We start from the raw sequence: 18629 nt of genomic DNA, 5'->3' as shown, positions 1-18629 counted from the left end.
GGAGGGGTCTCCCGGGGAACGCCTCGTCGCCAGGACGCCCTAGAGCACCGCCCCGTCGTCCGGACCCTCGGGCTCGCGTCCCCGGCGCAGACCGAACACCAGCCAGCCGAGGCCCGCGGTCATCGCCAGCAGACCCGGGATGATGCCGAGCCCCACGGGCCCACCGAGCAGGCCGGGCACCGCGAGCAGCACGACCCCGACCACGAGCAGCGCCAGGCCGAGCAGGCTGCTCAGGCCCAGGCGCGGCAGGGGCGGCGGCTCCGGCGGCACGAAGTGCTCGTCCTCGGGCGGGCGCGGCGGCGTCGGGCGCTGCCCGGGCGCGGGCCCGGCGGGGGGCTCGGGGCGCCGGCGCGCGCCCGGGCTCGGGGGCTCGGGCGCGGGCGGGCGGGCGCCGTGCGGCGGGGTGGCCGTGCCGAGCCCGGAGGACGGCCCGTCCGTGCGCGCCTCGGGGGCCTCCGAGGTCCCCGGGGCCTCCGGGGCCTCCGGGGCCTCCGAGATCTCGTCGGGCCAGCGCGGGGCGCCGGTCGCGGCCCAGTCAGCGACGATCGAGGCGAAGGCGGCGTCGACGTCGTCGGGCAGGTCGGGACGGCGGGACGCATCGGGTCCCCGACCTGCGGGACCGGCGGGGCCCGCCGTGTCGGGCCGCGCGGGGTCGGGGCGGGCCGGGTCGACGGAGTCCGGGTCGGGCGCGCTCATGCGGGGGTCCCTGGGGTCGAGCGGGCGGCGCCGGGACGGTCGGCGCGCGCGGCGTGCACGCGGCGGACGAACGCCGTGCTGTCGGCGAAGATCCGGGGAGCGTCGTTGTCGAGGGTGGCGACGTGGTGGCTCTCGTGGAGCACCACGTCGGTGACGTCGTCGGACGCGACGCCGTCGAGGACGATCTCGCTGCTGACGGGCTCCACGACGTGGTCGGTGGGGGAGCGGAACAGCAGGACGGGGCAGCGGACCCGCCCGAGGTCGGCGCGCACGAGCCGCCACAGCGCCGTGAGCGACACCGCGGCGCGGGTGGGCAGGCGGTCGTAGGCGAGCTCGACGGACCCGGGCTTCTTGATGTCGTTCGCGACCCCGGGCACCCAGGGCACGACCCACTGGATGTACGGCGCGACCAGGGCGTCCTTGCGCAGCGTCGTCACCGACGGGTTGACCAGCGCGATCCCCGCGAGGTCCTCGCCGCGCTCCTCGGCGAGGCGCAGCGTGAGGGTCCCGCCCATCGACTGACCGAAGACGAACACCGAGCGGTAGTCGCGGCGCAGGTCGTCGACCGCGCGCTCGACCTCGCCGTACCAGTCGGGCCAGCGGGTGCGGTTGAGGTCCTGCCAGCGCGTGCCGTGCCCGGGCAGTCGGGGCCCGCGGACGCCGATGCCCTGCGCGGCCAGGTGCTCGCCCCAGGCGCGCATGCTCTGGGGCGTGCCGGTCAGGCCGTGGCTGAGCACGACGCCGATCTCCCGCGAGCCCTCCTCGGGATCCGAGGCGAAGGGCTCGGCGCCGGGCAGCACGGGCACGGGGTCCTCCGGGGCGCGGGTGGCGCCGCGTCAGGCCCGCCTCGACGAGGCGGGGGAGAGCGGACTCGGGAACCCCATCGTGGCACGTCCCACACGGTCGGGTCACGCGGTGGGGGTCGTGTCGCGCCGGACGGTCCCGGCCGCGCGTCCGAGCGGGTGTGACACGGCCGCGCGACGGTGCCGCCGACGCGGACCGGGCCCTAGGCTCCGCGCGTCGAGCGACGAGGGACGGGAGGCCCCGGGTGTTGTACTGGATCATGAAGTACGTCCTGCTCGGGCCCTTGATGCGCGTGGCGTTCCGGCCGCGCGTCGAGGGGGCGCACCACCTGCCGCGCCGCGGCGGGGCGCTCGTGGCGTCGAACCACCTCGCGGTGCTCGACTCGTTCGTGCTGCCGCTGATGGTGCCGCGCCGGATGGTGTTCCCCGCGAAGTCCGAGTACTTCACCCAGCCCGGGGTGGTCGGCACGCTCAAGCGCTGGTTCTTCACCGGCATGGGCCAGGTGCCCATCGAGCGGGGCAGCGGGCGGGCCGCGCGGGCGGCGCTCGACACCGGCATCGCGATCCTGCGCGAGGGCCGGCTGTTCGGCATCTACCCCGAGGGCACCCGCTCGCCCGACGGCCGCCTGTACAAGGGCCGCACCGGCGTCGCCCGGATGGCGCTCGAGGCGCGCGTGCCCGTCGTCCCGGTGGCGATGATCGACACCGATCGGGCGAACCCCGTCGGCTCCCGGTTCTGGCGCCCGTGCCGCATCGGCATCCGGATCGGCGAGCCGCTGGACTTCTCCCGCTACCACGGCATCACCGACGACCGGCAGGTCGAGCGGGCGATGACCGACGAGATCATGGACGCGCTGCGCGTGCTGTCGGGGCAGGAGTACGTCGACGTCTACGCGAGCACGGTCAAGGACCGGGCCACCCCGCAGGCCGCCTGAGGGTCGTCCGCGACAGGATGGACGGGTGGCCCGGTACTTCTACGACTGCGAGTTCATCGAGGACGGGACCACGATCGAGCTGGTCTCGGTGGGCGCGGTCGACGAGCACGGCCGCGAGTTCTACGCGATCTCGACGCAGTTCGACCCGATGCGCGCCGGGCCGTGGGTCCGGCGGAACGTCCTCGACAAGCTGCCGTCGATGTCCGACCCGGCGTGGCGCAGCCGGCTGCGGATCCGCGAGGAGTTCTACGAGTTCGTGACCGCCGGCGAGGGCCCGGTCGAGCTCTGGGCCTGGTACGCGGCCTACGACCACGTGGCGATCGCCCAGCTGTGGGGCGCCATGCCCGACCTGCCGCGGGCCCTGCCGCGCTTCACCCGCGACCTGCGCCAGCGCTGGGACGACGTCGGGCGCCCCGAGCTGCCCGCGGCGCCGGCCGACGCCCACGACGCCCTCGCCGACGCCCGGCACAACCTCGCCCGCTGGCGCGTCATCGACGAGCACTGGCGCCGTCTCCACGGCCACGGGCCGGCCGATCCGGGCTGACGGGCGACGTCACGGGGAACACGTCAGGGGCGGACGACCACACCAGTAGGCTGATGAGTCGTGTGGTCCGTCGACCTTCCCGTGGAGGCCCTGCCCGGCCTGCCCCCGCTGCCCTCGCACCTCCGAGAGCGGCTCGACGACGCGCTCGCGCGCCCCGCGGCGCAGCAGCCGGACTGGCCCGACCCGCAGGCCGTGACCGACGTGCGGACCGTGCTCGAGCACGTGCCGCCGATCACGGTGCCCGCGGAGGTCGACCGGCTGCAGTCGCAGCTCGCCGCCGTCGCCCGGGGTGAGGCGTTCCTGCTCCAGGGCGGCGACTGCGCGGAGACGTTCGCCGACAACACCGAGCCCCACCTGCGCGGCAACATCCGCACGCTGCTGCAGATGGCCGTGGTGCTCACCTACGGCGCGTCCATGCCCGTCGTCAAGATCGGCCGGATCGCGGGGCAGTACGCCAAGCCGCGCTCGTCGGCCACCGACGCCCTCGGCCTGCCGAGCTACCGCGGCGACATGGTCAACTCGCTGGCGGCGCACGCCGAGCGTCGCGTGCCCGACCCCGGCCGCATGATCCGCGCCTACGCCAACGCCGGCGCCGCGATGAACCTGGTCCGCGCGCTGACCTCCGGCGGCATGGCGGACCTGCACGAGGTCCACGAGTGGAACCGTGAGTTCGTGCGCACGTCCGCGGCCGGTGAGCGCTACGAGGCCGTCGCGGCGGAGATCGACCGCGCGCTGCGCTTCATGAACGCGGCCGGGGTCACCGACCACTCGCTGCGCGGCACCGAGATCTTCGCCAGCCACGAGGCGCTGGTCCTCGACTACGAGCGGGCCCTGCTGCGGCTCGACTCCCGCGTCGAGGCGACGAGCCGCGAGGACGCGCGCCTGTTCTCCCTCGGTGCGCACTTCCTCTGGATCGGCGAGCGCACCCGCAGCCTCGACGGCGCGCACATCGCCTTCGCCGAGCTGCTCGCGAACCCGATCGGGGTCAAGATCGGGCCGTCGACGACGCCGGAGCAGGCCGTCGAGTACGTCGAGCGCCTCGACCCGCACCACCAGCCGGGCCGCCTGACGCTGATCTCGCGGATGGGTGCGGGCAAGGTCCGCGACGTCCTGCCCGGGATCATCGAGAAGGTCACGGCGTCGGGGCACCAGGTCATCTGGCAGTGCGACCCGATGCACGGGAACACCGTCGAGGCGACCACCGGCTACAAGACCCGGCACTTCGACCAGGTCGTCGACGAGGTCCAGGGCTTCTTCGAGGTCCACCAGCGCCTCGGCACCCACCCCGGCGGCATCCACGTCGAGCTCACCGGCGAGGACGTCACCGAGTGCCTCGGCGGCGCCCAGGACATCTCGGACACCGACCTCGCCGGCCGCTACGAGACCGCCTGTGACCCGCGGCTGAACACCCAGCAGTCGCTCGAGCTGGCGTTCCTCGTGGCGGAGATGCTGCGGGGGTAGTCGGCCCGGCAGCGTCAGCCGGGCAGGCCGAGCCCCCAGCCCGCCGCGCCCGCGGCGACGACCGCGATCGCCTCGAGCACGAGCCAGGCGGCGAGCAGCCGACGGGAGCGGGCCCGGGCGCGGCGGCGCTCGATCCGCTCGATGGCGACGTCGATGTCGTCGACCGGGTCGTCGGGGCCGCGGCGCCGCGCGGGGCCGGGGTCGTCGGCGGGCTCGTCGTCCGGCTCGTCGTCCTCGGTCTCGTCCCACGCGTCCCAGGCGTCCTCGTCGTCGTCGACCTCCTCGGCCGGCGGCGGGGCGGGCCGGTCGGCGTCCAGGTCGAGCAGCCGCGTGCCGCGCAGCGGGCGGGAGCCGGCGGCCGTGCGGCGGCGCGGCGGGGGCACGGGGTGGAAGGGCAGGTCCGCGTCGATCCGCACGCCGCGCGCGGCGGCGAGGAAGGCGTCGGCGTCGGCGATGCGGGTCTCGGGGTCGCGGCTGGTCGCGGCGAGGACGAGCCGGTCGAGGGCGCGCGGGATGCCGCCGACCACGGTCGAGGGCGGCGGCACGTCCTCGGTCACGTGCCGGCGCGCGACGGCCACGGCGTCCTCGCCCCCGTCGCCACCGTGGGGCGGGACCCCGGTGAGCAGCTCGAAGAGCACCACGCCGGTGGCGTAGAGGTCGCTGCGGGCGTCCGCGCGGCCGTCGGTGACCTGCTCCGGCGCGAGGTACGCGACCGTGCCCAGCACCACCTCGCCGGACCCCTCGGGGTCGTCCGGGTCGTCGGTGCCGGCCTCCCACGCCGCGGCGACCAGCCCGAAGTCGGCGACCTTGACCGCCCCGTCCCGCCCGACCAGCACGTTCTCCGGCTTGACGTCGCGGTGCACGAGGCCGCGGTCGTGCGCGACCTGCAGCGCCGTGACCACCTGCTCGGCGACCGTCAGCGCCGCCGCCGGGTGCAGGCGCCCCTGCTCGCGCAGCACGTCGCGCAGCGTCCCGCCCTCGACGAGCTCGAGGACGAGGAAGACGGTGCCGTCGGGGTCGCGCCCCTGGTCGTGGACCGCGACGATCCCGGGGTGCGCGAGGCGTGCGGCGGCCCGGGCCTCGCGCTCGAAGCGCCGGATGAAGGCCGGGTCGCCGGCGAGCGCGCCGTCCAGGACCTTGATCGCCACCGGGCGCTCCAGCCGCAGGTCGACGCCCCGGTGGACCACCGACATGCCCCCGCGCGCGAGCACCCCGTCCACCCGGTACCGCCCCTCGAGCACCGTCCCCTCGGGGTGGGCGGTGGGTGCGGCCATGCGCCGATGCTACGAGGACGTCGGTGACCTGCGGGGATCCTCGGACGCGACGCGCGGCCCCTGACGAGTGACGACGGCCCTAGGGTCGGCGGGGTGACGACGTGGCTGCTGCTGCCCGGCGCGGGCGGCGCGGGCTGGTACTGGCACCTGGTGGCGGAGCGGCTGCGGGCGCGGGGCGACGACGTCGTCGCGCCGGACCTGCCGGCCGACGACCCGACGGCGGGCATCCCGCGCTACGTCGAGGTCGCGCTCGCGGCGCTGGGGGACCGGTCGGACGTCGTGGTCGTCGGCCAGTCGCTGGGCGGGCCGAGCGCGGCCGAGATCGCCCGGCGCGTTCCCGTGCGGCGGCTCGTGTTCGTCAACGCCATGATCCCGGCGGTGGGCGAGTCGCCCGGCGACTGGTGGACGGCGTCAGGGCACCAGGAGGCCAAGGAGGCCGCCGTGCGCGCCGCGGGCCGCGAGGACGCGGGCTTCGACGAGCACTGGGAGTTCCTCCACGACGTGCCGGCCGACGTCGCGGCAGCGGGCGCCGAGCACCAGCGCGAGCAGACCGACGGCCCGTTCGTCGACGGCTGGGCGCTGCCGGCGTGGCCGGACGTGCCGGTGACGGTGATCGTCGGCGCCGACGACCGCTTCTTCCCGCTCGACTTCCAGGTCCGCCTGGCCCGCGAGCGCGCCGGGGTCGAGCCCGTGGTCGTCCCCGGGGGCCACCTGCTCGCGCTCGCGAACCCGGACGGGCTGGTCGCGGCGCTCGTCTGAGCTGTCGCGATGGTCGGGCTCCGGCTGCGCTGCGTCTCCTGCGTTTCGGGCTCCGCGGCGGGGCGCTCCTCTGGCACAGTGACGCGCGTGTCCGAGTCCGCCGTCACCGCCATCGTGGGCCACGACATCGAGGTCGTCACGCTCGCCGAGGTCGCCGAGCGCCTCGGCGTGCCGCGCACGCGGGTCAGCCAGATGATCAAGCAGGGTCAGCTGCTCGGGGTCCGCGAGGACGACCGCTGGCTCGTGCCCACCGCCTTCCTCTCCGCGGACGGCGTGGTCAAGGGCCTGCCCGGCACCATCCAGGTGCTGCGCGACGGCGGCTACGCCGACGGCGAGATCCTGCGGTGGCTGTTCACCGACGACGAGTCCCTGCCCGGGATGCCGATCGACGCGCTGCGCTCCGACCGCGGGCGCGAGGTGAAGCGCCGCGCCCAGGCGATGGCGTTCTGAGGCCGGCCCGTACCGCGTCGCCCAGCACCCCCTGCCTGCGCAGCGCGCCCAGGAGCTGCGCCGTGCGCCGGGGCCCGAGCCGGCGCAGCAGTACGGCGGCGAGCGCCGGCCCGGTCCAGGCGCGCACCCGGTCGTCGTCGTCGGTCGGCGTGATCTCGACCAGCGTCGGCGCGTCCCCGGCGACGCCGGCCTCGGCGCACCACGCCCGCACCCGGTAGTCGCCCAGCGGCAGCACCTCGAGGCCCGTGCCCGCGACGGCCGCCGCGACCGCCCGGCACCGCGCGCAGGCGGCGTCGAAGGCGAGGACGAGCTCGGTCACGCCGCTCTGCGTACCAGGCGCGTGCCGACGGCGCGGGCGAGGTGGGGCAGGGCGACGGCGGCGCGGCGGGCGTTCCCGACGGCGACGCGGCGGTCGAGGACGGCGTAGTCCGCGGCCACGATCTCGTCGAGGATGCCGCCGTAGAGCACGTACGCCGTGCGCACGCAGGGCCGCGAGACGGGGTGGAGCAGCGGGATACCGCGCTCGGCGCGCCGGTAGACCGCGCGGGTGCGGGCGACGAGGTGGGCCAGCGCCCGGCGCACGCGGGGCTCGGTGCGCCCGGTGGTGCGGCAGTGGTCGAGCAGCTCGCGGTCGACGCCGAAGGCCGCGAGCTCGTCGCGGGGGAGGTAGACGCGCCCGCGGTCGAGATCCTCGCCGACGTCGCGCAGGAAGTTGGTCACCTGGAACGCCACGCCGAGGTCGGCGGCGTACGGCGCGGCCTCCTCGCGGGGCCCGACGGTGCCGAGCACCGGCAGCACCTGCAGCCCGATCACCGCGGCCGAGCCGTGCACGTAGCGGGCGAGGTCGTCGAACGTCGCGTAGTCGGTGATCGTGAGGTCCATGGCCATCGAGTCCATGAAGTCCTCGAGGTGGCGGTGCTCGATGTCGTAGCGCGCCACCGTGTCCGCGAGCGCCGCGACCACCGGCTCGCCCTCGGCGACCAGCGTGCGCGGGTCGGTGCCGTCGAGCCCGCGGCGCATGCGGACGCGGACCTCCTCCAGCCGTGCTGCGACGGCGGCGGGGGAGGCGTCGGCGTCCGGGTCGTCGACGACGTCGTCGGCCATCCGCGCGAAGCCGTAGAGGGCGTGGATCGCGGGGCGCTGGGCGGGGGCGAGCAGCCGCGTGGCCAGGAAGTACGTCCGGCCGTGCGCGGCGTTGAGCTCCCGGCACTGCGTGTACGCCTCGCGCAGCGCCGGGTCGGTGATCCCGGCGGCGTCGAGCTCGGTGGTGCTCACCCGGTGCTCACCCGGTGATCCGCGCGGCCGCGAGCTTCCCCGACACCAGCACCGTCGGCACGCCGACGCCCGGCGTCGTGCCGCACCCGGCGAGCACGACGTTGCCCTCGCCGCGGACCAGGTTGCCGGCGCGGAACGGGCCGGTCTGGGAGAACGTGTGCGCCGCCGAGAACGGGGTGCCCGCCGCGAGCCCGAGCGCGGACCAGTCGTCCGGGGTGATGACGTGCTCGGCCACCGGCTCCCCGAGCTCGATGCCGCGCCCGGCGAGCACCGCCCGCAGCTCGTCGCGGTAGCGGGGGCCGATGCGCGCCCAGTCCATCGGCGCGACCTCGGTGTTCGGGCTCGGCGCGAGCACGCTGACCAGCTCGTGACCCGCCGGGGCGAGGGAGGGGTCGGTCGCGGTCGGGTGCGTGACCAGCAGCGACGGGTCGCTCATCAGCCGGCCCTCGGTGATGATCTCGTCGAACGTGCTCGCCCAGGCGTCGCCGAACGAGATCGTGTGGTGCCCGAGCCCGGTGCCCGCCGGGACGCCCGCGTGCCAGACGTACGCCGAGGGCGACCAGCGCGTCGGCACCGCCCGCCGCGGGGTGCGCCCGATGAGGGCGTAGGCGGCGGGCAGGTCGCAGCTCAGGACGACCGCGTCGGCGTCGAGGCGGTCGCCGTCGGCGGTCGGGTCGTCGGTCGCGACGGTCCGCAGGCCCCGCACCCGCCCGCCCGCGCGCTCGAGGCCCGTGACGGTGGTGCCGTAGCGGAACTCGGCGCCCGCATCGGCCGCCGCATCCGCGAGCGCCTGGGGCAGCGCCCGCACCCCGCCCATCGGGAAGGAGACGCCGGCGATCGTGTCCATGTAGGCGATCACGGCGTACGCGGCGAGCGCGCGGGCCGGCGGGACCCCGGCGTAGAGCGCCTGGAAGGAGAAGATGCGCCGCAGCCGCTCGTCGTGCAGGTACTTCCCGATCCGCGGGCCCAGCCGCCCGAAGCCGCCGAGCGCGCCGAGGCGGGCGAGGTCGGGGGACAGGACGTCGAGCGGGGAGTCGAAGTTGGCGTCGATGAACGTCGCCATCTGCACGCGGTAGAGCTCGGTGAGCCAGGCGCGCAGCCGCCGGTAGCCCTCGGCGTCGGCGGCCGAGACCTTCTCGCGGATCTCCTGCTCCATCGCGCCCGGGTCGGTGTGCACGTCGATCGCGGAGCCGTCGGCGAACCGCGCGTGGTAGGCCGGGTGGAGGTCGACCATCTCGAGGCGGTCGCCGATCTTCTCCCCGACCGCGGCCAGGGCCTCCTCGATCAGCTCGGGCATCGTGATGACGGTCGGGCCGGTGTCGAGGCGGAAGCTGCCCTCCCCGTGGGCGAGGTCGAGCCGTCCGGCGCGACCGCCGGGGGTGGGGTCGCGCTCGACGACCGTCACCCGCCGGCCCGCGCCGAGCAGGTGCAGGGCCGTGGCGAGGCCGGCGAGGCCGGCGCCGACGACGACGACGTGGTCCGTGGGGGACCGGACGGTGCGGGTCATGCGGTGTTCGTCATGGGGCGGGGCTCCTGGGGTCGCGCTCAGCGCACGCGGCGGGTGGCCGCGACGGCGAGGTCGGCGAGTCGCTCGGGGGCGGGCGGGGCGAGGGCCGGGGCGTCCGTGCCGTCGCTGCCCCGCACCGCGTCGAGGGCCGACGCGGTGAGCTCGGTGATGCGCCGCTCGACATCGTCGACGACGCCGAGCGCGACCAGCGCCTCGCGGGCAGCGGCCACGGCGTCGGTGTCGAGGTCGGGGTCGCCGACGGCGCGCTCGACCACCGCGGCGGTCTCGCGGTCGGGGTGGGCGCGGGCGAGCGCGACGAGCAGGGTCAGCTTGCCCTCGCGCAGGTCGTCGCCGGCGGGCTTGCCGGTGACGGCCGGGTCGCCGAAGACGCCCAGCACGTCGTCGCGCAGCTGGAAGGCGATGCCGAGGTCGCGGCCGTAGTGGCGCAGCGCCCGCACCGTCGCCTCGTCGGCACCGGCGAGCGCGGCGCCGAGGTGCAGCGGGCGCTCCACCGTGTAGGCGGCCGTCTTGTAGCGGCTGATGCGCAGCGCGGCCTCGGGCGAGGAGTCCGACGAGGCGTGGCCGCGGACGTCGAGGAACTGCCCGCCGAGCACCTCGGTGCGCATGGCCTGCCACACCGGGCGGCCGCGGGCGAGGACGGCGGGGTCGAGGCCGGACTCGTGGAGCATGTCGTCGGCCCAGGCCAGGGCCACGTCGCCGAGCAGGATCGCCACGGCGGCCCCGAAGCGCGTCGGGTCGCCGGCCCAGGCGGCCTCGATGTGGCGCGAGGCCCAGCGCGCGTGCACCGTCGGTTGCCCGCGGCGGGTCGCCGAGTCGTCGATGAGGTCGTCGTGCACCAGGGCGCAGCCCTGGATGAGCTCCAGGGCGCTCAGCGCGCGCAGCACCGGGCCGGGGTGCTCGACCCCGCCCGCGGCGCGCCAGCCCCACCACCCGAACGTGGGTCGCAGGCGCTTGCCGCCCTCGAGGACGAAGCGGGCGAGGTCGTCGGTGGCCTCGGCGAACTCCTCGGCGACGTCGAGGGTGCCCTTGCGCCGGCCCGCGAGGTAGTCGGCGAGCTCCGCGGTGACGGCAGCGGGCAGGTCGGCCTCGATGGCCGCGAGGTCGCCGCGACCTGCGGCGACACCGTCGCGCGCCCCGTCGCGGGAGCCGTCGAGCGGAGCCGTCCCGATCGGTTCCGCGGGCCCGGTGCCGACCGTCGTCGAGGCCCCGCTAGCCGTCATGCGCCCTCTTCCCTTCCGACGGTTGCCTCCTCCGGCACCGAGCGTAGGGGCGGACGGCGGAACCGGCTGATCGGGCGTTCCCGGTCACAAGGCACCTCCGTGCGGACGCCCCGCCACCGTAGGGTCGCCGGATGGCTACTGTGACGGAGCGCATCCAGCGCGGGGTGCCCACGTTCTCGGCGGAGTTCTTCCCGCCCAAGGACGACGAGGGTGAGGCGACCCTCTGGCGCACCATCCGTGACCTCGAGCCCCTCGACCCGGCCTTCGTGTCGGTCACCTACGGCGCCGGTGGCTCCAGCCGCGACCGCACCGTCCGCACCACCGGACGGATCGCCACCGACACCACGCTCACCGCGATGGCCCACCTCACGGCCGTCGACGCGTCCCTCGAGGACCTGCGCCAGGTGATCGGGTCGTACGCGGCCGCCGGGATCAGCAACGTGCTCGCGATCCGTGGCGACCCGCCCGGGGACAAGGACGCCGACTGGGTGCCCCACCCCGCGGGCCTGAGCTACACCGAGGAGCTGGTGCACATGGTGCGCCGCCTCGGCGACTTCTGCGTCGGCGTCGCCGCGTTCCCGTACCTGCACCCGCGGTCGGTCGACGAGGACTCCGACACCCGCTTCTTCATCCAGAAGGTGAAGGCGGGCGCCGAGTTCGCGATCACCCAGATGTTCTACGACGCCGACCAGTTCCTGCGGATGCGTGACCGCATCGCCGCGGCGGGCTGCGAGATCCCGATCATGCCGGGCCTCATGCCGGTGACGACGCCGAAGTCGGCGGAGCGCGGCGCGGACTTCTCCGGCGCGCCGCTGCCGGCGGCCATGCTCGAGCGCCTCGAGCCGCTGGCCGAGGACAAGACCGGGTACCGGGACGCGGGCATCGACCTGTGCGTCGAGCTCTCGCAGAAGATGTTCGACGAGGGCGTCACCAACATCCACTACATCAGCATGAACCGTTCGCCCGCCGTCGTGGACGTGGTGCAGCGCCTCGGGATCGCGGCCCGGCCCGGCGGCGCCTGACGCGGCGCGGCCCGCCGCCGGTCCTCCTCGTGACCGTCAGCGGCGGGCGCGCGTGCGCAGGTGGGTGCGGCTGGACATGGCCAGCAGCACCACGATCGCGACGGCCACCCCGACGACGACGAAGAGCAGCAGCGCCCACAGGATCCACGACGGCGCGTCGGGGTCCGGGTACTCGACCACCGCGTTGACGTCGGTGACGGTGCCCGGCTGGAAGGTCCAGCTGATCACGCCCTGGGCGGCGGTGCCGTCGGTCTGGCGGATGGTGCCGGGGAACGCCATCTTGAGCTGCACGTCGGAGCTCTCCGGCGACACCCGGGTGAGGTCGACCTGCCCGTTGACGACCACCCGGTCGCCCGCGCGGCGCATCTGCACCCGGACCGCCGAGCCGGTCGACGGGCTGATCGCCGGCAGGACGCGCGTGACCTCGTCGAACGTCAGGTCGTCGAAGCGCAGCCGCGAGCCGACGTAGCCGTCCTGCTCGTAGCGCTCGACCGACACGTCGCCGCTGAGGTCGTCGGGCACCTGCAGCGGCGGCCCCTGCCCGGCGGGCGACCCGTCCGGCGTCGCGACGTCCACCACGCCCGAGACCCGGTCGTCGGGGGAGACCGCCAGCCCGGCGCGGACCCGGACGCAGCCGGTGCCCAGCACCCCGACCAGGGCCAGCAGCACGGCGAGCAGGACCAGGCCGCGGCGGCGGGTGCCGGGCGTGGTGCCCGGTCGCGTGCTCGGTCGCGTGCTCGGGGTGGGGCTCGCGGTCGGGGCGGGGGCGGCGTCGGGCACCCGCGCATGGTGCCAGGCGGTCCCGACGGCGTCGGTCAGGTGCGGCCCGGACCGGGCGTGGGGTCGGCCGCTCCCGAGGGAGGCGTGCCGGGCGGGTCCAGGGGCAGGGTGCGCCCGAGCACCGCGAACGGGCGCGGATCGCTGGTGAAGCGGTGGTGGCGCAGCACGTCGCGGAACCCGAGGCGCCGGTAGAGCGACCAGGCGCGGGTGGGGTCGTCGGCCTCCGGGGTGGAGAGCAGGACGTTGCCGTCGACGGGGTGGGAGAGCAGGCGGCGGGCCAGCGCCTCGCCGATGCCGCCGCCCTGGACGTCGGGGCGCACGTGCAGCTCGGTGAGCTCGAAGTAGTCGTCGAGGACCGCGTCGGCCAGCTCACGGCCCTGCGGACCGGCGGCGAGCAGGCCCCGACGGACCTCCTCGAACCACCACTGGCCGCGCGCCCCGGGGTAGCCGTACGCGATGCCCCACAGCGAGCGGTCGGGGCCGATCGCGCCGACCGCGTGCCAGCCGGGACGCCGGGAGTGCTCCACCCACATGGGCCGGCGCTGGCGCACGGTGCCGGGCGGGTAGGCCATGGCGCGCACGTAGACGGTCAACGCCTCGTCGAGCCGGGCCGCCAGGTCGTCGGGGGTCAGGTCGACGACGGAGGCGCGGGCGGGTGCGGCGGTCACCGCCCGGCCCCCGGGCCTGCGGAGGCGCGGTGGGGCACCTGGTCATCTCACCACGACCGCACCCCGGGGCCACCCCTCCGCCGTGGGGAGGGGGTGTGACGGGGTCTCCGCCGAGGTCCTGGAGGGCGCCGCCGCGGGGTGACGCGCGCCCGTCGGGCCGACTTGACGGCGTCGGGGCGAACGGGTTCACTGGTCCGCATCGAACACATGTTCGATCGCTCGGGCGGCGGGGCGGGGGAAGCGCCCCGCCGTCCGGGAGTGCCGCCGGCTCCCCACGGTGGCAGGCATCCCGCTCGGCCCGAGCCACGGGTCGACGAGCACGAGCCGCCGTGGAGGACGCATCGTGGTTCGCAGTCCCTCGCCGGTCCAGGTCCGCTGCGCGGACGGCGACCCCGTCGAGTTCCATCGCCGGCCCAACCGGCGCGACAGCCACTACCTGGTCACCGAGGTGCAGGAGCGCTGGATCGAGGAGTCCCGGTGGCCGTTCCTGTCGGCCATGCCCGTCGGGGGCGACCGGTGCCGGTGCTGGCGGGTGCTCGCCCGCCGGTCGGACGAGCCGCACCTGCCGCCCGGCGAGTTCGTCCTGCGCATGCGCTCCGGCCCCGGCGTGTGGGACCTGCGCTGGGCCGGCGCCTGACCCCTGCCCGCTCCCGCCCGCTCCTGCTCGCTCCTGCTCGGAGGAGGACCACCGTGACCAGCGCCCTCGCCATGCCCGGACTGTTCGACACCACGCCCGCCGACACCGACCCGCCCGTGCCATGCCAGGGCGCGCGCGAGGTTCCGGCGCGCTCCACCGTGCGCGGCACGACGACCCGGTCGGCGAACCCGGCCGCGCCACCGTCGCCGCCGCCCTCGCGCACCGTGGTGCAGCTGCTCGGGGCCGCCCGGGACGAGCTGCGGGCCGCGCAGGCCGAGGACGACCCGGCCGAGCGGTTCCGCTCCGCGCACCTCGGCGCACTGCGGGCGGCCGCGGCGGTGCTCGCGCTCCGGGCCCGGGCGAAGCGGTCCTCCCGGCCCACCGACGCCTGGACGCTGCTCGCGTCCGTCGCGCCGGAGTACGGCGAGTGGGCGGCGTTCTTCGCGGCCCACTCGGCCACGCGCTCCGCGATCGAGGCGGGTGTCCGAGGACGCGTGTCCCAGCGCGACGCCGACGACATGGTGCGCCAGGCGGACCTGTTCCTCGCCCTCGTCACCCGCACGGTGGCGGGCCGGAACCGCTGACGGCGGCGTGCCCTCAGGTGTCGGGGGCCTGGCGCGCCCGGGCGCGGTGCGAGCGGCCGGAGCGCGACCGGACGATGCGGCCGAGGAGGGAGTCGAACTGGCTCGCGATCTCCCGGGCGCCCGGGGTGTCCCAGCGCTGGATCGGCACCCCGGCGCCCTGGGCCTGCTGGATCGCGCTGCGGTCGGGCAGCACGCCGGAGAGCACGAGCGGGCCGAAGAGCTCACGCAGCTCGGCGACCCGGAACTCGTGCTCCGAGGAGCGCGAGCGGTACTTGTTCACCAGCACGCCCAGCGGCTGGAGGTCCGGGTTGTGCTCCCGCTCGGCCTGGACGGCCTCGAAGGCCCGCTGGACGCCGGACACCGCGAAGATCGTCGGCTCGGTGACGAGCACCGCGCGGTCGACCGCGACGAGCGCCGAGCGGGTCAGCTGGCCCAGCGAGGGCGGGCAGTCGATGAGCACGAGGTCGTACGCCGCGAGGCCGAGGTCGGTGTCGTCGTGGCCGTCGCGCGGCAGGCCGGCGAGCAGGTGGGCGAGGCGCCCGAGGCGCTGCGAGCCGGGGTCGGGGTGGTTGTGGCGCTCGATGTCCTCGGAACCGACGAGGACGTCGACGTCCTCACCCCAGGCGCTCGGGGCGATCGACGAGGCCAGCAGCGCCGCCGACGGGCGCTCCATCGCCTGCGCGATCGTCGTCTCGGTCGCCTCGGGCTCGAGCGCGGTGGTCGCGTTGCCCTGGGGGTCGAGGTCGACGACGAGCGTCCGCAGACCGGCGCGCAGGGCCGACCCGGCCAGCCCGAGGACGACCGTCGTCTTGCCGACACCGCCCTTGAGGCTCAGCACCGCCGTGACGTGCACGGGGGGAACCTACCGGCCGGACGAAGAGCCTGCCGGAGCCGGACGGTCGACACTGGTGGGCCCGCGCGCCCGTCACACGTTCTACGGTGTCGCGGTGACCCGAGCCGCGTCGTTCGCCCCGGTCGACGTCGTCGCGCGCACGCTGCGGGTCGAGCTGGCCGCCGCCCGCTCCCGCCGAGGCGGCGCGGCGCCCCGCGTGCTCGACGTCGGCGGGGGGAGCGGCACCTGGGCGGTGCCCCTGGCCGCCGAGGGCTGCGAGGTCACCGTCGTCGACTCGAGCGCCAACGCCCTGGCCGTGCTGCACAGTCGCGCGCGCGAGGCTGGCGTGGACGCCGGGGTGCGGGCGATCCAGGGTGACGTCGACGCGCTCGCCGACGCCGTCGACACCGAGGCCGACCTCGTGCTCGGCCACGGCCTGCTCGAGTACGTGGACGACCCCGCCGAGGCCTGCCGGGCGATGGCGGGCGCGGCGGCTCCGGGTGGGGCGGTGTCGCTGCTGGTCGCGGGCCGGTTCGCCGCGGTGCTCTCGCGCGTCGTCGCCGGCCGGCTGACCGAGGCGCGCCAGGTGCTCGTCGACCCGCACGGGCGCTGGGGCGAGGGCGACCCGCTGCGCCGGCGCATGGACGTCGAGGAGATCCGCACGCTGGTCGAGGCCGGGGGGCAGCTCACGGTCGAGCGGGTGCAGGGCCACCGGGTGCTCGCCGACCTCGTGCCCGACGGCGTCCTGGAGCCCGGCGGCGCGTCGTCCGACCCGCTCGCCGAGCTCGAGGACATCGCCGCCGGCACCCCGCCGCTGCGCGACATGGCCTCGCGCCTGCACGTCCTCGCCCGGCGGCCGGGCTGAGCGCCTCCCGCACGACGCCTCGACCCGCGGGGTCGGACGCCGGCTGCGGCGTCCTGCACGTCGACATGGACGCCTTCTACGCGGCGGTGGAGATCCGCTCGCGCCCCGAGCTGCGCGGACGCCCGGTGATCGTCGGGGGCGGGCCGGAGCGCGGCGTGGTGCTCTCGGCCAGCTACGAGGCGCGGGCGTTCGGCGTGCGCTCGGCCATGCCGTCGGCCCGCGCGCACCGCCTGTGCCCGCAGGCGGTTTTCCTGCGCCCGGACTTCACCACCTACGCCGAGGTCTCCCGCGCGGTCATGGCCGTGTTCCGGTCGGTGACGCCGCTGGTCCAGCCGCTGAGCCTCGACGAGGCGTTCCTCGACGTCTCCGGCGCGCTGCGCCGGCTCGGCACCACCCCGCTCGGGGTCGCGGCGTCGATCCGCGAGGAGGTGGCGGCGTCGCAGGGCATCACGTGCTCGGTCGGCGTCGCCTCGACGATGTTCGTCGCCAAGCTCGCGTCGCGGGTCGCGAAGCCCGACGGCGTGCACCTCGTCCCGGCCGACGGCGTCCGCGCCTTCCTCGACCCGCTGCCCGTCGGGGCGCTGTGGGGCGTCGGCGCGAAGACCGAGGAGGTGCTGGGCCGCCACGGCATCAGCACCGTCGCCGACGTCGCGGCGGCCGGCCCGTCGACACTGCGGCGCGCGGTGGGGGAGGCGCACGCCGCGCACCTGCTCGCGCTCGCGCACGGCGTCGACGAGCGCCGCGTCGACCCGCACGGCCGCGAGAAGTCCGCCGGCGCCGAGGAGACGTTCGACCGCGACCTCGTCGACCCGGCCCTGCGCCGGCGCGAACTGTTGCGCCTCGCCGACCGCACGGCGCGGATGTTGCGCCGCCGCGGGGTGCGCGCGCGGACGGTCGCGCTCAAGGTCCGCTTCGACGACTTCACGACGATCACACGCGCGCGGACCCTCCCGGCGCCGACCGATCTCGCCCGCGATCTCCACGCCGTCGCCGTCGAGCTCCACGACGCGCTGGGGGACGTCCCGCCGGTCCGGCTGCTCGGCGTGCGCGGCGAAGGGCTGGTGGACGCCGACCGCGCGCCCGAGCAGATCGTCCTCGGCGAGCCCGAGCACGGGTGGTCGGACGCGGAGCGCGCCGCTGACCAGGCGCGTTCCCGCTTCGGCGTCGCGGCGGTCCGGCCGGCGAGCCTGCTGGGCGACCCCGACCCGCAGCGAGCTCGATCACCGTCCGAGGCCGGGGACCCCGCTCGTCGTCGTCACCGACAGCATTCGGACGCGTGCCGAGCGGGATCGGCGCGGGAGCCGAACGGATGATCGAGACGGCAACACGCCGGTCCGGGTAGTGGGGACGACGGCGGACTCGTACGATGGTGCACAGGTCATCAGGACGATGCCCGCCGGACCCCTACGGGTCGGGCAAGTTATCTTCAGTGCCGGAGGAGAATCATGCCGCTCTCCGAGCACGAGCAGCGTCTGCTCGAGCAGATCGAGCGCGCTCTCTACGACGAGGACCCGAAGTTCGCGTCCACGGTTCGGGGAGGCAAGCTCCGACGCCCGTCGCGTCGCCGGCGCATCCAGGGCGTCGCGCTCTTCGTGATCGGCGTCGTGATGCTGGTGCTCGGGGTCGTCTTCAGCTCGTCCACGATCGGCATCGCCGTCAGCGTGGTCGGCTTCCTCGCGATGTTCGGCGGCGCCGTCCTCGCGATCACCTCGTTCGGCGCCCGCAAGAAGGAGGCCGCCGCCGAGGGCGAGGCCCCCGCCGCCGGCGCCTCGGAGAAGGATCGCAGCCGCTTCACCTCCCGCATGGAGGAGCGCTTCCGCCGCCGCTTCGAGCAGGAGTAGCTCCCGTCCCACCGACGTGCCCGACGCGCCGCCGACCTCCGGGTCGGCGGCGCGTCGTCGTTCGCGCCGGAGGCGTCCGCGCGCGCCCGGCTGTGGTGATCACGAGCACGCGGTGCACCTCCACCGGCCTCGCGAGGTGCACAGCGCGCTCTTGATCTCCGGCGCGCCCCACGTCGCCCCCACCTCGCCCCACCGGGCCGCCCTACCTCGCCCCACCGGGCCGCCCCACCTCGCCCCACCGCGGGGACGAACGGGACTCTTGCGCGCGTAGAAGCAGCGAACGGCGCGTTCGCTCCACCCGCCCCACCTCGCCCCACCGGGCCGCCCCACCTCGCCCAACCGGGACGCCCCACCTCGCCCCACCGCGGGGACGAACGGGACTCTTGCGCGCGTAGAAGCAGCGAACGGCGCGTTCGCTCCACCCGCCCCACCTCGCCCCACCGGGACGCCCCACC

21 protein-coding genes are annotated in these 18629 nt (G+C 76.0%); 12 read left to right on the top strand and 9 right to left on the bottom strand.

Features of this window, described 5'->3' with window-relative positions; all coding sequences use genetic code 11:
- Positions 1 to 39: 39 nt before the first annotated feature.
- Positions 40 to 696, bottom strand: coding sequence for a hypothetical protein (locus PGB27_RS22650; protein ID WP_274202689.1), 657 nt, complete (start codon positions 694 to 696; stop codon positions 40 to 42).
- Positions 693 to 1502 (bottom strand): alpha/beta hydrolase, encoded by an 810-nt coding sequence (locus PGB27_RS22645; protein WP_274202688.1) that lies wholly within the window; start codon positions 1500 to 1502, stop codon positions 693 to 695. The genes PGB27_RS22650 and PGB27_RS22645 overlap by 4 nt, the downstream gene beginning before the upstream one ends.
- A gap of 242 nt (positions 1503 to 1744) precedes the next feature.
- Here PGB27_RS22645 and PGB27_RS22640 point away from each other — a divergent pair, with 242 nt between their 5' ends.
- Genes PGB27_RS22640 through PGB27_RS22630 form a run of 3 tightly spaced genes read left to right on the top strand, consistent with a single transcriptional unit; the run spans position 1745 to position 4439 of the window.
- On the top strand, positions 1745 to 2434 hold the full coding sequence (locus PGB27_RS22640) for a lysophospholipid acyltransferase family protein (protein ID WP_274202687.1): 690 nt from the start codon (positions 1745 to 1747) through the stop codon (positions 2432 to 2434).
- Between the two features lie 25 nt (positions 2435 to 2459).
- On the top strand, positions 2460 to 2978 hold the full coding sequence (locus PGB27_RS22635) for a polyadenylate-specific 3'-exoribonuclease AS (protein WP_274202686.1): 519 nt from the start codon (positions 2460 to 2462) through the stop codon (positions 2976 to 2978).
- 60 nt (positions 2979 to 3038) lie between these two features.
- Complete coding sequence (locus tag PGB27_RS22630; protein ID WP_274202685.1) at positions 3039 to 4439, top strand: class II 3-deoxy-7-phosphoheptulonate synthase; 1401 nt, start codon at positions 3039 to 3041, stop codon at positions 4437 to 4439.
- Between the two features lie 14 nt (positions 4440 to 4453).
- On the opposite strand, the gene PGB27_RS22625 is transcribed toward PGB27_RS22630, so the two are convergent.
- Positions 4454 to 5713 carry a protein kinase domain-containing protein gene (locus tag PGB27_RS22625; protein ID WP_332843864.1) on the bottom strand — a complete coding sequence of 420 codons (1260 nt, stop codon included), beginning with the start codon at positions 5711 to 5713 and terminating at the stop codon, positions 4454 to 4456.
- 93 nt (positions 5714 to 5806) lie between these two features.
- On the opposite strand from PGB27_RS22625, the gene PGB27_RS22620 reads away from it, so the two are divergent.
- From PGB27_RS22620 to PGB27_RS22610, 3 genes are all read left to right on the top strand, one after another.
- Positions 5807 to 6472: an alpha/beta fold hydrolase gene (locus PGB27_RS22620; RefSeq protein ID WP_274202684.1), complete on the top strand. Its 666-nt coding sequence runs from the start codon at positions 5807 to 5809 to the stop codon at positions 6470 to 6472.
- Between the two features lie 87 nt (positions 6473 to 6559).
- Positions 6560 to 6922, top strand: coding sequence for an Rv2175c family DNA-binding protein (locus tag PGB27_RS22615; protein WP_274202683.1), 363 nt, complete (start codon positions 6560 to 6562; stop codon positions 6920 to 6922).
- A 62-nt stretch (positions 6923 to 6984) separates the two neighbouring features.
- Positions 6985 to 7140 (top strand): hypothetical protein, encoded by a 156-nt coding sequence (locus PGB27_RS22610; protein WP_274202682.1) that lies wholly within the window; start codon positions 6985 to 6987, stop codon positions 7138 to 7140.
- Positions 7141 to 7237: 97 nt separating this feature from the next.
- On the opposite strand, the gene PGB27_RS22605 is transcribed toward PGB27_RS22610, so the two are convergent.
- Genes PGB27_RS22605 through PGB27_RS22595 form a run of 3 tightly spaced genes read right to left on the bottom strand, consistent with a single transcriptional unit; the run spans position 7238 to position 10945 of the window.
- Positions 7238 to 8197, bottom strand: a complete 960-nt coding sequence (locus tag PGB27_RS22605) for a phytoene/squalene synthase family protein (RefSeq protein ID WP_274202681.1) — start codon at positions 8195 to 8197, stop codon at positions 7238 to 7240.
- A 7-nt stretch (positions 8198 to 8204) separates the two neighbouring features.
- Positions 8205 to 9704, bottom strand: a complete 1500-nt coding sequence (gene crtI / locus PGB27_RS22600; protein WP_274202680.1) for a phytoene desaturase family protein — start codon at positions 9702 to 9704, stop codon at positions 8205 to 8207.
- 38 nt (positions 9705 to 9742) lie between these two features.
- Positions 9743 to 10945, bottom strand: coding sequence for a polyprenyl synthetase family protein (locus PGB27_RS22595; RefSeq protein WP_274202679.1), 1203 nt, complete (start codon positions 10943 to 10945; stop codon positions 9743 to 9745).
- 131 nt (positions 10946 to 11076) lie between these two features.
- Between PGB27_RS22595 and PGB27_RS22590 the strand changes: the two genes are divergently transcribed.
- Positions 11077 to 11967 (top strand): methylenetetrahydrofolate reductase, encoded by an 891-nt coding sequence (locus PGB27_RS22590; protein ID WP_274202678.1) that lies wholly within the window; start codon positions 11077 to 11079, stop codon positions 11965 to 11967.
- Positions 11968 to 12003: 36 nt separating this feature from the next.
- Here PGB27_RS22590 and PGB27_RS22585 read toward each other — a convergent pair whose 3' ends face one another.
- Positions 12004 to 12747: an LppM family (lipo)protein gene (locus PGB27_RS22585; RefSeq protein ID WP_274202677.1), complete on the bottom strand. Its 744-nt coding sequence runs from the start codon at positions 12745 to 12747 to the stop codon at positions 12004 to 12006.
- A 35-nt stretch (positions 12748 to 12782) separates the two neighbouring features.
- Positions 12783 to 13415, bottom strand: coding sequence for a GNAT family N-acetyltransferase (locus PGB27_RS22580; protein WP_274202676.1), 633 nt, complete (start codon positions 13413 to 13415; stop codon positions 12783 to 12785).
- Positions 13416 to 13758: 343 nt separating this feature from the next.
- On the opposite strand from PGB27_RS22580, the gene PGB27_RS22575 reads away from it, so the two are divergent.
- Complete coding sequence (locus PGB27_RS22575) at positions 13759 to 14052, top strand: hypothetical protein (RefSeq protein ID WP_274202675.1); 294 nt, start codon at positions 13759 to 13761, stop codon at positions 14050 to 14052.
- A 53-nt stretch (positions 14053 to 14105) separates the two neighbouring features.
- The gene (locus PGB27_RS22570; RefSeq protein ID WP_274202674.1) at positions 14106 to 14636 is read left to right on the top strand and encodes an SAV_6107 family HEPN domain-containing protein; all 531 of its coding nucleotides are present in this window, start codon (positions 14106 to 14108) and stop codon (positions 14634 to 14636) included.
- A 13-nt stretch (positions 14637 to 14649) separates the two neighbouring features.
- On the opposite strand, the gene PGB27_RS22565 is transcribed toward PGB27_RS22570, so the two are convergent.
- Complete coding sequence (locus PGB27_RS22565) at positions 14650 to 15489, bottom strand: ParA family protein (RefSeq protein WP_274202673.1); 840 nt, start codon at positions 15487 to 15489, stop codon at positions 14650 to 14652.
- Positions 15490 to 15583: 94 nt separating this feature from the next.
- Between PGB27_RS22565 and PGB27_RS22560 the strand changes: the two genes are divergently transcribed.
- The 3 genes from PGB27_RS22560 (at position 15584) to PGB27_RS22550 (ending at position 18174) form a co-directional block, all read left to right on the top strand.
- Positions 15584 to 16333, top strand: coding sequence for a class I SAM-dependent methyltransferase (locus PGB27_RS22560; protein WP_274202672.1), 750 nt, complete (start codon positions 15584 to 15586; stop codon positions 16331 to 16333).
- A complete protein-coding gene (gene dinB, locus PGB27_RS22555) occupies positions 16330 to 17646 on the top strand; it encodes a DNA polymerase IV (RefSeq protein WP_274202826.1) in 1317 nt (438 codons plus the stop codon). The genes PGB27_RS22560 and dinB overlap by 4 nt, the downstream gene beginning before the upstream one ends.
- Before the next feature lie 132 nt (positions 17647 to 17778).
- Positions 17779 to 18174: a DUF3040 domain-containing protein gene (locus PGB27_RS22550; protein ID WP_274202671.1), complete on the top strand. Its 396-nt coding sequence runs from the start codon at positions 17779 to 17781 to the stop codon at positions 18172 to 18174.
- The last annotated feature ends 455 nt before the right edge of the window (positions 18175 to 18629 follow it).

It is taken from the genome of Actinomycetospora lemnae (genome assembly GCF_028737315.1).
Classification (GTDB): Bacteria; Actinomycetota; Actinomycetes; order Mycobacteriales; family Pseudonocardiaceae; genus Actinomycetospora; species Actinomycetospora lemnae.
This window is presented reverse-complemented; position numbering and strand designations above follow the sequence as displayed.

Excerpts from the sequence above, each read along its gene's own strand:
- PGB27_RS22650 (WP_274202689.1), bottom strand. The coding sequence starts at position 696 with ATGAGCGCGCCCGACCCGGACTCCGTCGACCCGGCCCGCCCCGACCCC.
- PGB27_RS22590 (WP_274202678.1), top strand. The coding sequence starts at position 11,077 with ATGGCTACTGTGACGGAGCGCATCCAGCGCGGGGTGCCCACGTTCTCG.
- PGB27_RS22595 (WP_274202679.1), bottom strand. The coding sequence starts at position 10,945 with ATGACGGCTAGCGGGGCCTCGACGACGGTCGGCACCGGGCCCGCGGAA.
- PGB27_RS22625 (WP_332843864.1), bottom strand. The coding sequence starts at position 5,713 with ATGGCCGCACCCACCGCCCACCCCGAGGGGACGGTGCTCGAGGGGCGG.
- PGB27_RS22550 (WP_274202671.1), top strand. The coding sequence starts at position 17,779 with ATGCCGCTCTCCGAGCACGAGCAGCGTCTGCTCGAGCAGATCGAGCGC.
- crtI (WP_274202680.1), bottom strand. The coding sequence starts at position 9,704 with ATGACCCGCACCGTCCGGTCCCCCACGGACCACGTCGTCGTCGTCGGC.